Source organism: Neisseria sp. CP9, assembly GCF_047758525.1.
In the GTDB taxonomy this organism is placed as follows: Bacteria; Pseudomonadota; Gammaproteobacteria; order Burkholderiales; family Neisseriaceae; genus Neisseria.
The window spans coordinates 2,182,022-2,195,703 of the sequence record NZ_CP180502.1; the positions used below are offsets into that span (position 1 = coordinate 2,182,022).

At 54.1% G+C, this 13,682-nt stretch carries 9 protein-coding genes; 4 read left to right on the forward strand and 5 right to left on the reverse strand.

The annotated features are described in order from the left end of the window. Positions 1-48: 48 nt before the first annotated feature. Positions 49-2,634, forward strand: coding sequence for a bifunctional aconitate hydratase 2/2-methylisocitrate dehydratase (acnB, locus tag ACMYUL_RS10460; protein ID WP_415770417.1), 2,586 nt, complete (start codon positions 49-51; stop codon positions 2,632-2,634). Positions 2,635-2,936: 302 nt separating this feature from the next. On the opposite strand, the gene lptG is transcribed toward acnB, so the two are convergent. After that, positions 2,937-4,007, reverse strand: coding sequence for an LPS export ABC transporter permease LptG (gene lptG, locus ACMYUL_RS10465; RefSeq protein ID WP_415770419.1), 1,071 nt, complete (start codon positions 4,005-4,007; stop codon positions 2,937-2,939). Beyond that, positions 4,004-5,119: an LPS export ABC transporter permease LptF gene (gene lptF / locus ACMYUL_RS10470; RefSeq protein ID WP_154886053.1), complete on the reverse strand. Its 1,116-nt coding sequence runs from the start codon at positions 5,117-5,119 to the stop codon at positions 4,004-4,006. Before lptF ends, lptG begins: the two co-directional genes overlap by 4 nt. 169 nt (positions 5,120-5,288) lie before the next feature. Between lptF and ACMYUL_RS10475 the strand changes: the two genes are divergently transcribed. Beyond that, positions 5,289-6,698: a leucyl aminopeptidase gene (locus ACMYUL_RS10475; RefSeq protein ID WP_415770421.1), complete on the forward strand. Its 1,410-nt coding sequence runs from the start codon at positions 5,289-5,291 to the stop codon at positions 6,696-6,698. A 107-nt stretch (positions 6,699-6,805) separates the two neighbouring features. Here ACMYUL_RS10475 and ACMYUL_RS10480 read toward each other — a convergent pair whose 3' ends face one another. Further along, entirely contained in the window at positions 6,806-7,168 is a 363-nt protein-coding gene (locus tag ACMYUL_RS10480; RefSeq protein ID WP_070514012.1) for a nuclear transport factor 2 family protein, read from the reverse strand. 154 nt (positions 7,169-7,322) lie between these two features. On the opposite strand from ACMYUL_RS10480, the gene ACMYUL_RS10485 reads away from it, so the two are divergent. Beyond that, positions 7,323-7,799 carry a cupin domain-containing protein gene (locus ACMYUL_RS10485; protein ID WP_070602951.1) on the forward strand — a complete coding sequence of 159 codons (477 nt, stop codon included), beginning with the start codon at positions 7,323-7,325 and terminating at the stop codon, positions 7,797-7,799. Between the two features lie 303 nt (positions 7,800-8,102). Further along, positions 8,103-10,391: a TonB-dependent zinc receptor ZnuD gene (gene znuD, locus ACMYUL_RS10490; protein ID WP_415770423.1), complete on the forward strand. Its 2,289-nt coding sequence runs from the start codon at positions 8,103-8,105 to the stop codon at positions 10,389-10,391. A 172-nt stretch (positions 10,392-10,563) separates the two neighbouring features. Here the strand turns inward: znuD and ACMYUL_RS10495 are convergent, their stop codons facing one another. Together ACMYUL_RS10495 and ACMYUL_RS10500 are read right to left on the reverse strand one after the other, a co-directional pair. Beyond that, positions 10,564-11,820, reverse strand: a complete 1,257-nt coding sequence (locus tag ACMYUL_RS10495; protein WP_415770425.1) for a D-amino acid dehydrogenase — start codon at positions 11,818-11,820, stop codon at positions 10,564-10,566. Positions 11,821-11,897: 77 nt separating this feature from the next. After that, positions 11,898-13,289, reverse strand: coding sequence for an alanine/glycine:cation symporter family protein (locus tag ACMYUL_RS10500; RefSeq protein ID WP_415770427.1), 1,392 nt, complete (start codon positions 13,287-13,289; stop codon positions 11,898-11,900). Between the last annotated feature and the right edge of the window lie 393 nt (positions 13,290-13,682).

The following is a 13,682-nucleotide window of genomic DNA, read 5'->3' on the forward strand; positions in this document are numbered from 1 at the left end:
AATCATTTGCAACGGTCAGAAGAAAAAACAGAAAAAAGGAACAAAGAGATGTTAGAAGCCTATCGCAAAGCCGCCGCCGAGCGTGCCGCCCTCGGTATCCCGCCCCTCCCTTTGAACGCGCAGCAAACCGCCGATTTGGTTGAGCTGCTGAAAAACCCGCCCGCAGGCGAAGGTGAATTCTTGGTCGAACTGCTTGCCCACCGTGTTCCGCCCGGTGTGGACGATGCCGCCAAAGTCAAAGCCTCATTCCTGGCTGCCGTTGCCGAAGGCAGCGCATCCAGCCCGCTGATTTCCCCCGAATATGCGACCGAACTTTTAGGTACGATGCTCGGCGGTTACAACATTCACGCCTTAATCGAACTCTTGGACAACGACAAACTCGCGCCCATCGCTGCCAAAGGTTTGAAACATACGCTTCTGATGTTCGATTCTTTCCACGACGTTCAGGAAAAAGCCGAAAAAGGCAATAAATACGCGCAGGAAGTTTTGCAATCTTGGGCAGATGCCGAATGGTTCACTTCACGCGCTAAAGTTCCCGAAAAAATCACCGTTACCGTCTTCAAAGTTGACGGCGAAACCAATACGGACGACCTTTCTCCCGCGCCCGACGCATGGAGCCGTCCCGATATTCCGCTGCACGCGCTGGCGATGCTGAAAAACCCGCGCGACGGCATCACGCCCGACAAACCGGGCGAAGTCGGTCCGATTAAATTGTTGGAAGAACTCAAAGCCAAAGGCCACCCCGTTGCCTATGTCGGCGACGTGGTCGGTACCGGTTCTTCACGCAAATCCGCGACCAACTCTGTGATTTGGCATACCGGCGAAGACATCCCGTTCGTACCGAACAAACGTTTCGGCGGCGTATGCTTGGGCGGCAAAATCGCGCCGATTTTCTTCAATACTCAAGAAGACTCCGGCGCGTTGCCGATTGAAGTCGATGTTTCCGCGCTGAAAATGGGTGATGTCGTCGATATTCTGCCTTATGAAGGCAAAATCGTGAAAAACGGCGAAACCGTTGCCGAGTTCAGCCTGAAATCCCAAGTATTGTTGGACGAAGTGCAAGCCGGTGGCCGTATCAACCTGATTATCGGCCGCGGTTTGACTGCCAAAGCGCGCGAAGCCCTGAAACTGCCTGCTTCCACCGAATTCCGTCTGCCTCAAGCGCCTGCCGAAAGCAAAGCCGGTTTCACGTTGGCACAAAAAATGGTCGGTCGCGCCTGCGGTCTGCCCGAAGGACAAGGCGTGCGCCCGGGTACTTATTGCGAACCGCGTATGACGACTGTCGGCTCGCAAGACACTACCGGCCCGATGACCCGCGACGAGTTGAAAGACCTCGCCTGCCTGGGCTTCTCCGCTGATATGGTGATGCAGTCTTTCTGTCACACCGCTGCTTATCCGAAACCTGTCGATGTGAAAACCCATAAAGAACTGCCTGCCTTTATTTCTACTCGTGGCGGCGTGGCTCTGCGTCCGGGCGACGGTGTGATCCACTCATGGCTCAACCGCCTGTTGCTGCCCGATACCGTCGGCACCGGCGGCGACAGCCACACCCGTTTCCCTATCGGTATTTCCTTCCCCGCCGGCTCCGGCTTGGTTGCTTTCGCAGCAGCGACCGGCGTCATGCCGCTCGATATGCCTGAGTCCGTACTGGTACGTTTCAGCGGCAAGCTGCAACCGGGCGTAACCCTGCGCGATTTGGTAAACGCCATTCCGCTTTACGCGATTAAACAAGGTTTGCTGACCGTGGCCAAAGCCGGTAAGAAAAACATCTTCTCCGGCCGCATCCTCGAAATCGAAGGTCTGCCTGATTTGAAAGTGGAACAAGCCTTTGAATTGACCGACGCATCCGCCGAACGCTCCGCCGCCGGCTGTACCGTGAAGCTCAACAAAGAGCCGATTATCGAGTACATGAAATCCAACGTCGTGTTGATGAAAAACATGATTGCCGACGGCTATCAAGACCCGCGCACTTTGGAACGCCGCATCAAAGCCATGGAAAAATGGCTGGCGAATCCAGAGCTGCTCGAAGCAGATAAAGATGCCGAATACGCCGCTGTGATTGAAATCAACATGGACGACATTAAAGAGCCGATCATCGCCTGCCCGAACGACCCGGACGACGTATGCTTCATGTCCGAACGTTCCGGCACCAAAATCGACGAAGTGTTCATCGGTTCGTGCATGACCAACATCGGCCACTTTCGCGCCGCCTCCAAACTCTTGGAAGGCAAGTCCGACATCCCCGTCCGCCTGTGGATGGCGCCGCCAACCAAAATGGATGCGAAAGAGTTGTCTGACGAAGGCCACTACGGTGTACTCGGCCGCGCCGGCGCGCGTATGGAAATGCCGGGCTGTTCGCTGTGTATGGGTAACCAAGCCCAAGTACACGAAGGCGCGACCGTCATGTCCACCTCTACCCGCAACTTCCCGAACCGCTTGGGTAAAAACACCTTCGTTTACCTCGGCTCGGCAGAGTTGGCGGCGATTTGCTCCAAACTGGGTAAAATCCCGACCGTTGAAGAATACCAAGCCAACATCGGCATCATCAACGAACAGGGCGACCAAATCTACCGCTACATGAACTTCAACGAAATTGACAGCTACAACGAAGTAGCCGAGACCGTGAATGTTTAACAAGTAGGTAAAGCAGTTTTAGACGACCCCTTTAGAGGCTAAACCCATGAGGTCGTCTGAAAACAAAAAAACAGAACAGTTTTCGCTGTTCTGTTTTTTTGTTTTAAACCGCCGTTATTCTCTTTTGGGTGGAAGAGGGCGCATGAAACGATACGGTTTGAGTCGACAATATTCTGCAATCTCAATGCCGACAGTTTGGAAAAAATCCGCCTAAAAATAATGCTTTTTAGGCGGATTGGTCTGATTGATTCTGGTGTCGAATTGGAAGCTTAAATTTGCAAACTTTCCTCGTATTCTTGGGCTTAACGCCGCTCCTGCCTGCGTATCAGCCACACAGCGAGCAGGGCGAAGGCTATGGTGGGCAGTGCGCCGGCGAGGAAGGGCGGGACGCCGTAGAGTTGGCTGGTAAAGCCGAAGAGCCGTCCGGCGAAGTGGAACAGCAAGCCGAGGCAGATGCCGCCGAAGAGTTTCAAGCCCATATTGCCGTGGCGGGTGGTTTGCGGGGTGAAGGCGAAGGCGACGAGCGCCATCACCCAGGCGGCGACGGGGTAAACCAATTTGCGCCACCATGCGATGGCGTAGATTTGGGTGTTTTGGTTGTTGTTTTCGAGGTGGCTGATGTAGGTGGTCAGTTCGCCGACGGACATTTGGTCGGGTTTGACGAGTAATACGTCCATCAGGTTGCGCTTGACGGCAATCGGCCAGTTTTCTTCGGCGGCGGTGGAGACTTCGACTTTGTCTTCGCCAAGTGTGCTGCGGCGGATGTTTTTCAACTGCCAACTGCCGTCGTTGTTTAAGACGGCGGATTCGGCTTCCGTTGCCTGCGTCAGCTCGTTTTTGTCGTTGCGCGCCCAAATTTTAATGCCCAGCAGGGTATGGTCGGGCAGCATTTCGCGCACGTTAATGATGCTGTTTTTTTCTTTGAGCCAAAGCCCAGTATTGCCGGTGCTGATTTTGCCGTTGATGGCGGCGGATTTGATGTTTTCGGCTTTTTGGCTGAGGACGGGGGCAATCCATTCGCCGAGCGCAGCGGTGACGAGGGCGAAAATCAGTCCGAACTGCGACAGGATCAGCAGCAGCTTTTTGGTACTCATGCCGCTTGCTTTGATGACGGTCAGTTCGCTGCCGGCGGCAAGCTGGCTGAGGGACACGAGTCCGCCGATGAGGACGGCGAGGGGCATGAGTTCGTAGGCGCGCGCGGGCATCTGCATGAGGACGTATTGCGCCATGGTTGCGCCGTTATAGCTGCCTTTGCCTAAGTCGCCGACTTCGTTGATGATTTCAAAAAAGCTGTACAGGGCAAGGAAAGCGAGGAGGGCGTAAACCGCCATAACCGCCATTTGGCGGATGATGTAACGTGAAATCAGGTTCATTTTCCGCCTTTCAATGTCAGACTTTTGCCAACCGCCTGCCAGAAGGGTTGGCTAGGCATACTACGGACACGCAGAAGTACGATTGCGATGGCGAACATGATGATGTGCATGGGCAGCAGTCCGAGCCAGAAATGGATTTTGCCGTCTTCCACGGCGTTGCGCAGGAAGGTCAGCCCGTTTTGGTAAATCAGGAAAAGCCCGATGGCGACGAGGATATTGTAGGTGTGGCCGCTGCGCGGGTTGAAATAGGAAAGCGGCACGGCAAGCAGGCAGAGCAGGAGGACGCTGACGGTCAGCGAGATACGCCACATCAATTCCGCCTGATGTTGCGGGTTGCTGCTGCCGATGAGCTGGGATGTCGGGATGGTGCGGCGGTGGGAAACGGGGTCGATGAGTTTGGGCGTGGTGCTGATAATCAGGCTGAGGTTTTGGAAGGAAACGCGGTTGTAGTCGGCTTTGCCGGGCGTGCCGCTGTAACGGTAGCCGTTGCGCAGGTCGAGCGTGCGCTTGTTGTCGTTCAACGAGAAATTGCCTTCTTTGGCAAAGATAATGTTGTCGTTGCCGTTTTTGTCTTGTTCGCGCAGGAACAGGTTTTTCATGATGCCCGATTCGGTGTCGAAGGTTTCGACGAAGTAAACCCTGCCGTTGCGCTTGCCTAGGCTGTTGAACTCGCCCGCTTCCACCATGGACAATTCTTGTTTCTGCTTGAGGATTTCGGCGTATTCGCGGCTGCGCAGTTCCGCCCACGGCATCACCCAAAGCTGCATGACGGCAATCAGGATGGCAAAGGGCACGGCAAACTGCATGACGGGGCGTATCCATTGTTTCAACGCCAATCCGCAGGAGAGCCAGACTGACATTTCGCTGTCGCGCCAGTAGCGGGTCAACACGGTCAGCGTACTGATGAAAGCGGTCAACACCAGCAAAAGCGGCGTCATGCCGATGACCCAGAAGCCGACCAATGCCAACACGGCATCGATGGCGACGCGACCGTCGGCAGCACGTCCGAGCAGGTTGATTGCCTGCGTGGAGACCAACACCGCCAAGAGGACGACGAAAATGCCGACGGCGGTAAAAGAGAGTTCTTTGATGAAGTTTCTTTGATAAATCATAGAATCGCGGCTAGGAGCGGTAAGCGGTTCGGCGCAGGCGGATTGTCTGCGCAAGGTTTCAGACGACCTCTCAAATGGAGTACAATCTTTCCAACCGTTTTCAGACGACCTCTTAAATGCAAAGGGTCGTCTGAAACTACCCGAAACCATCTCAATCAGGAGAATAAACGTGGAATTTAGCACAAAAGCCGGAACCTTGCAGCCGCAACAGGCAGGCGCACAGTTATTTGTCTGCACCGAAACCGCACAATTAAACCACCCGACCGCCCTTGCTCTTTTGTCTTCGCTTGAAGAAGGTCAAACTTTTGCCGACACCAAAATCCCGACGGACAACGGTTTGCAGGCAGTCGCCGTCGTCCGCCTAGACAAAACCGACTGCGCCGCGCTGAACAAAGCCGCTGCCGAAGCCGCCAAATGGGCGCAAAATCAGGAAACGGTCAATGCGGACATCCATGCCTTCGATGAAGCGCAAGCCGCCGCCGTAGCCGAAGCCTTCGCCATCGCGTTCGGCAACGCTGCCTACCGTTTCGACCGCTACAAAAAAGAAGCCAAGCCCGCCAAATTCTCGCAAGCCGTGTTCCACACCGCACACGAAGCCGCCGTCAAAGAAGCCCTGCGCGTCGCCGAAGCGCAGGTTTACGGACAAAGCCTCTGCCGCGATTTGGGCAACGCCGCGCCCAACGAATGCACGCCCGAATTTTTAGCGCGCACCGCCAAAGCCGAAGCCGAAAAACTGGGCGCACACGCCAAAATCATCGAAAAAGACTACATCAAAGAAAACATGGGTTCGTTTTGGTCGGTCGCCAAAGGCAGCGTGGAAGACCCCTATCTGATTGAATTGAGCTATTTCGGCGCTGCCGACAAAGAAGCCGCACCCGTCGTCTTGGTCGGCAAAGGCATTACCTTTGACACCGGCGGCATCTCCCTCAAGCCCGGTCTGAACATGGACGAAATGAAGTTTGACATGTGCGGCGCGGCAACCGTCATCAGCACCTTCTGCGCCGCCGTCAAACTGCAACTACCGATCAACCTCATCGCCGTCGTCGCCACCTGCGAAAACATGCCTTCCGGCGCGGCAAACAAACCGGGCGACGTCGTGAAAAGCATGAAAGGTCTGACGATTGAAGTGTTGAACACCGATGCCGAAGGTCGTCTGATTTTGTGCGACGCGCTCACTTACGCCGAGCAGTTCAAACCCAAAGCCGTCATCGACGTCGCCACCCTGACCGGCGCGTGCATCATCGCCTTGGGTCATGACGTCAGCGGCGTGATGGGCAACAATCAGGATTTGGTCGACAGCTTGCTCGCCGCCTCCCGCAACGTGGACGACAAAGCATGGCAACTGCCGCTCTTTGAAACCTACAAAGACCAGCTCAAATCCAATTTCGCCGACATCCCCAACATCGGCACGCCCGGCGCAGGGACGATTACCGCCGCCACCTTCCTGTCTTACTTCACCGAAGACTACCCGTGGGCGCACCTCGACATCGCGGGTACGGCATGGAAATCCGGCAGCGAAAAAGGCGCGACCGGCCGCCCCGTTCCCTTGTTGCTGAACTATCTGCGCAATGTGAAATAAGCCTTGACGCCTGCGGGGCGAAGCAACCTACCCCGCAGGTCGTCTGAAAACGGGACTGTATCAACTAATGCAGGCTGTCCGAAAACAAATAGAGTTTGGTAATTCAATTATGCAGCGTTGTTGTTCATCGTCCAGCAGTCGGTAATCTTACCGTCTTTGATTTTCAAGAAATCCGTACCGACTTTGACGGCGGTTTGGTTGCCGAACGTAGCGGTTACACGCCAATAGGCGGAAATTATGTCGCCGTCGCGGAACGGACCAAGCACAATTTCATAATGCAGATCTGCTTTAGCACGAATGGTGGTTATCCAAGCCTTTGCGCTGGCTATGTCAGTTACGGGCGTTGGTGGTGGAGTGGAATCAGCGGTCAGATGTGCTTTGAAGTTGTTTGACAGCAGTTCATCAGCAATGTTGAGATCGCCATTCCACATCTGTGTCCATGCAGTATAGATTTTTTGTGTTTCGGTCATGCTTTTGTCTCTTAATGATGTTGGGTAATAGGGAACATCCTGTGCTGAAAAGCTAGGAAATGATGCTATGTAATATTACCTATCGTCAATATCAGAATCTACCTGAATGCAGCCTACGATTTATCCGACACAACCCAACAAACGGAGAACCATGATGAAACCGCTATTTGCCGCATTGTCCGTCGCCTTTCTGCTCGGCACGACCGTCAGCGTCCACGCTGCGGAACAGACAAAACCTACCGACCGCAGCGTCCAAGTGTACAAAAAAGCCGACTTGGCGGAGTGGAACCGCGAAAATGCAGCCGGAGGCAAAGGCCCGCTGCTCGGCCGTTTCGCCTTCAACCGCCACCAAACCGCCGCCCAAGACGCGTTTAGAGAAATTGGCTGGCTGACCCTGCCGCCGGGCGCATCCATCGGCGAACACAAACACACCGACAACGAAGACGTTTACATCATCGTATCGGGCAAAGGCGTGTTCACCGACAGCACGGGCAAACAGACACCAGTCGGCGCCGGCGACATTACCATCGCCCGCCCCGGTCAGTCCCATGCGCTGAAAAATATCGGCAAAGAGCCGCTGGTCTTCCTTGACTTGATTGCCGAAACCGCCGCAGTCAAAGCTGCCAAATAGCAGTCATCAAACCGACAAGGTCGTCTGAAAACGGAATCTGGTTTTCAGACGACCTTTTTGTTGTTTAAGCAACATGATTCCTTCCAAGCAAACAGGTGGGGTGGCGAGTCGCCGCTGCTTTCGCCTTTCTTATCATTTTCAATATTTTGGGTTTCAGACGACCTTTGGTTTTTCGCTGTTTGTATAGGCTTTGGCTTGGCTGTTTTGCTGCGTCAAATCCAAGTCGTTTTTCAAATTCTTGTCATATTAATGATGTGATGTTATATAATAACAATCTATTTGAAATATGACGGGAAACCAAAAATGACACATACCACACTCAAACCCATTGTTTTAGCATTACTGATCATCAATCTTCCAGCCGTCGCACAAGCGCATGAAACCGAGCAGACGGTGGACTTGGAAACGGTCAACGTCGTCGGCAAAAACCGTCCGCGCGCCACTTCGGGGCTGCTGCACAGTTCGACTGCCTCCGACAAAATCATCAGCGGCGATACGTTGCGGCAAAAAGCCGTCAATCTCGGCGACGCGCTCAACGGCGTGCCGGGCGTCCATGCTTCGCAATACGGCGGCGGCGCGTCTGCGCCTGTGATACGCGGGCAGACGGGCAGGCGGATTAAAGTATTGAACCATCACGGCGAAACCGGCGACATGGCAAATTTCTCGCCCGACCATGCCCTGATGGTGGACACCGCCTTGTCGCAACAGGTCGAAATCCTGCGCGGACCGGTAACGCTGTTGTACAGCTCGGGCAATGTGGCGGGTTTGGTGGATGTTGCCGACGGAAAAATCCCCGAAAAAATGCCTGAAAACGGCGTATCGGGCGAACTGGGGCTGCGCTTGAGCAGCGGCAATCTGGAAAAACTCACGTCAGGCGGCATCAATGTCGGACTGGGCAAAAACTTCGTGTTGCACACGGAAGGGCTGTACCGCAAGTCGGGCGACTATGCCGTACCGCGTTACCGCAAGGAAGAAGGTCGTCTGAAACGCCTGCCCGACAGCCACGCCGATTCGCAAACGGGCAGCATCGGGCTGTCTTGGGTTGGCGAGAAAGGCTTTATCGGCGCGGCGTACAGCGACCGTCGCGACCGCTACGGTCTGCCTGCCCACAGCCATCTCTACGACGACTGCCACGCCGACATCATCTGGCAGAAGAGCTTGATTAACAAACGCTATTTGCAGCTTTATCCGCACCTGTTGACCGAAGAAGACGTCGATTACGACAATCCGGGCTTAAGCTGCGGCTTCCACGACGACGATAATGCACACGCGCATACCCACAGCGGCAGACCGTGGATAGACCTGCGCAACAAACGCTACGAAATCCGCGCCGAATGGAAGCAGCCGCTCCCCGGTTTCGAAGCCCTGCGCGTGCATCTGAACCGCAACGACTACCGCCACGATGAAAAAGCGGGCGATGCGGTGGAAAACTTCTTCAAAAACAAAACGCAAAACGCCCGCATCGAATTGCGCCACCTGCCCATAGGTCGTCTGAAAGGCAGTTGGGGCGTGCAATACCTGACCCAAAAATCCAGCGCGCTTTCCGCCATTCCCGAAACCGTCCAACAACCGATGCTGATCGACAACGATGTGCATCATTACAGCTTTTTCGGCGTAGAACAGGCAAATTGGGACAATTTCTCGCTTGAAGGCGGCGTGCGCGTGGAAAAACAAAAAGCCGCCATCCAGTACGACAAAGCCCTGATTGATCGGGAAAACTACTACAACCAACCCTTGCCCGACCTCGGCGCGCACCGCCAAACCGCCCGCTCGTTCGCGCTTTCCGGCAACTGGTATTTCTCGCCCCAACACAAACTCAGCCTGACCGCCTCCCATCAGGAACGCCTGCCGTCAACGCAAGAGCTGTACGCACACGGCAAACACGTCGCCACCAACACCTTTGAAGTCGGCAACAAACACCTCAACAAAGAGCGTTCCAACAATATCGAACTTGCGCTGGGCTATGAAGGCGACCGCTGGCAATACAATCTGGCACTCTACCGCAACCGCTTCGGCAACTACATCTACGCCCAAACCTTAAACGACGGACGCGGTCCCAAATCTATCGAAGACGACAGTGAAATGAAGCTCGTGCGCTACAACCAATCCGGCGCAGACTTCTACGGCGCGGAAGGAGAAATCTTCTTCAAACCCACGCCGCGCTACCGCATCGGACTGTCCGGCGACTACGTCAGAGGTCGTCTGAAAAACCTTCCGTCGCTGCCCGGCAGGGAAGACGCCTACGGCAACCGCCCACTCATTGCCCAAGCCGACCAAAACGCCCCGCGCGTTCCCGCCGCACGGCTCGGCCTCCACCTGAATGCCGCGCTGACCGACCGCATCGATGCCCATCTCGACTACTACCGCGTGTTTGCCCAAAACAAACTCGCCCGCTACGAAACGCGTACGCCCGGACACCATATGCTTAACCTCGGTGCAAACTACCGCCGCCGCACCGGCTACGGCGAGTGGAATTGGTATGTCAAAGCAGACAACCTGTTCAACCAATCCGTTTACGCCCACAGCAGCTTCCTGTCCGACACCCCGCAAATGGGACGCAGCTTCACCGGCGGCGTGAACTTTAAGTTTTAAACGAGACAGATTTCTTGCGAAACCTTAAATGTTTCCAAAGGCTGAAAGTCAAGTTTGCTTTTGGGGATGTCGGGTTTCGTGGGGATGTGAGAAAGGTCGTCTGAAAAACCATATTGGGTTTTCAGACGACCTTTAAGTTTGTAGTGCCGCTCAAACCTTGTCGGTTTAAAGCTCAAGACTGATAGCGCGACAGGCTCAAGTCGTCGCTGCGGATTTCGGTGTCTTTGCCGCACACGATATCGGCAGTTAATTTTGCCGAGCCTAGCGACATGGTCCAGCCCAAAGTGCCGTGACCCGTATTCAGGAACAGGTTGTCAAAGCGGGTGCGGCCGATTAGCGGCGTGCTGTCGGGCGTCATCGGTCTGAGGCCGCTCCAGAACAATGCCTGATTCAAGTCGCCGCCTTCGGGGAACAAATCGTTGACGACCAAAGCCAGCGTTTCGCGGCGTTTTTCGGACAGTTTGATTTCGTAGCCGGACAATTCCGCCATGCCACCGACGCGGATTCTGTTGTCGAATCGCGTGATGGCGACTTTGTAGCTTTCGTCCAAAACGGTGGAAACCGGCGCGCCGTCGGAATTTGTAACCGGCAGGGTCAAGGAATAGCCTTTGACGGGGTAAATGGGCAGATTGAGATCCAACTGCGCCAAAACCGTCCTGCTGAAGCAGCCGAGCGCGCAGACGAAGGCATCTGCTTCAAACCGTTCTTTTTCGGTTTCGACTGCGCTGATGCGCTGTCCGTTGTGTTCGATGCGGCGGATGGTTTGGTTGAATTGGAACTGTACGCCTTTTTCCAGACACAGTTGGTACAGGTTTTGGGTGAAGAGGTGGCAGTCGCCGGTCGCATCCGCAGGCAGGTGCAGTCCGCCGGCAATTTTGGCAGTAACGCGTGCAAGTGCGGGCTCGAATTCTGCGCATTCTTCAGATTTCAGACGACGGTAGGGCACACCGTATCGTTCCAAAACGGTAATGTCTTGTTCTGCCGCTTCGACTTCTTTGGCTTGGCGGAAAATCTGCAAAGTCCCTTTTTTGCGTCCTTCAAAATTCATGCCGGTTTGAGCTTCAAAACGGCGGAACATCTCGCGGCTGTATTCGGAAATCCTGACCATGCGCTCTTTGTTGGTTTGATAGCTGGCGGCGTTGCAGTTTTGCAGCATTTGCCAGAGCCATTCGATTTGATACAGGCTGCCGTCGGGGCGGAACAGCAGGGGAGGATGGCTTTTAAACAGCCATTTCAGTGCTTTGGTCGGAATGCCGGGTGCCGCCCAAGGCGTGGTATAGCCGTAAGAGAGCTGTCCGGCATTGGCGAAACTGGTTTCCATTGCCACGCCTTCGGCGCGGTCGATTACGGTTACCTCATGTCCGGCTTCCGCCAAATACCACGCGCAGGACACACCGGCAACACCAGCACCTAAAACAAGCACTTTCATCTTGTTCCTCCTCTGACTTTTTTCAAAAATACAGATATCAGGTCGTCTGAAACACATTTTTCAGACGACCTCAGGCATCAATGCGGCAACTCTCCGTTTCTGACTTTCTGTTTGAAGTCACGCGTTTCATTGACGATTACTTTAGCCATTAAAAGGAGTGCGATCAGGTTGGGCAGCGCCATCAGACCGTTGAAGGTATCTGAAGCCAGCCATACCAAATCAAGGCTCAAGACTGTACCCAGCATAACGGAAGAAACATAACCGATGCGGTACAGACCGGCAAATTTCTCGCCGAATACATAAACCGCGCATTTCTCGCCGTAATAGCACCAGCCCAGAATGGTTGAGTAGGCGAAGAAAATCAGACCGATGGTGACAATCCAACCGCCGATACCGGGCAGCATTTTTTGGAAGGTGACGGTGGTCAGTGCCGCGCCGCTCAATTCAGGTTTGACAAACTCGCCGCCTGCGCCGAGCAGGCCCATCACCAAAATGATACCGGTAATCGAACAAACGACGATGGTGTCCAAAAACGTGCCGGTCATGGAAACCAAGGCTTGACGGACGGGGTGGTCGGTTTTAGCGGCTGCGGCGGCAATTGGTGCAGAACCCATCCCCGCCTCATTGGAGAACACGCCGCGCGCCACGCCGTAGCGGATAACGGTACCGATAGCACCGCCGGCGACTGCTTTCGCGCTGAACGCGTCGGAGAAAATCAGGTTGACGGCAGGCATCAGTGCATCAGAATTAATCACGATAATGGAGATACCGCCCACCACATAAAACACTGCCATGGCAGGTACGATGAAAGAAGCGGCTTTGGCGATGCCTTTAATTCCGCCCAAAACGACGATGGCAGTCAGAACCGTCAACGTAATGCCGGTATAGACAGGATTAATACCAAAGCTCGTCTGAACCGCTTGAGCGACCGAGTTGGACTGTACGGAGCTGCCGATGCCGAACGAAGCGAATGTGCCGAATAAAGCGAACGCCAACGCCATCCATTTCCAGTTTTTACCCAAACCGTTTTCGATGTAATACATAGGTCCGCCGGACATTTCGCCTTTGGAGTTGGTCACGCGGTATTTCACCGCCAATACGCCCTCACCGTATTTGGTTGCCATGCCGAAAATGGCGGTCATCCACATCCAAAATACCGCGCCCGGACCGCCAGTTACTACGGCAGTCGCCACACCGGCAATATTACCCGTACCGATGGTGGCGGACAGGGCGGTCATCAAAGCGGCGAAATGGGAAATATCGCCTTCGTGGTCTTCGCCGTCTTCATGCTTCTTTGACGGAACGAAAGCCTGCTTCAGCGCATAGCCCAACATGGTGAATTGCAAGCCTTTCAGCATGACGGTCAGCAAAATGCCCGTGCCGACCAGCAGCACCAGCATGACAGGCCCCCAGACCCAGCCGCTGATGGTTTCAAAAAAGGCTTTGAGATTGTCTAAAAACCATTGCATGAGTTTCTCCTTTGTCTGTTTTATATTTTTTACGCACTACTATTTTTTGTAGTGTCATGTAATTTCAGCACAGAATGTTCAAGAATACAATATCTCTCTTTTTGAAAAGATTTTCGATGTCATACCTTAAACGGCGGCTAAATCAGTTAGAACATATTGTTTACAATCTGAAAAATAATGTGAATACAGCTTAAGCCTGCCAGTCTGTAAACGCATATCTTTCAACTAAAAAATCGCAGGTTGTCTGAAAAATGGCGGTCGCTTTTTGAGAAAAATACGCCATAGGCGAATCGCTATGGCGTGAGGGTTGAAAAGTCATGTGTGCGGCAATAAAAAACTGCACCTTAACGGGTTGGAAGGAATATCCAACTTTTTAGGTGCAGTTCAGTTTTC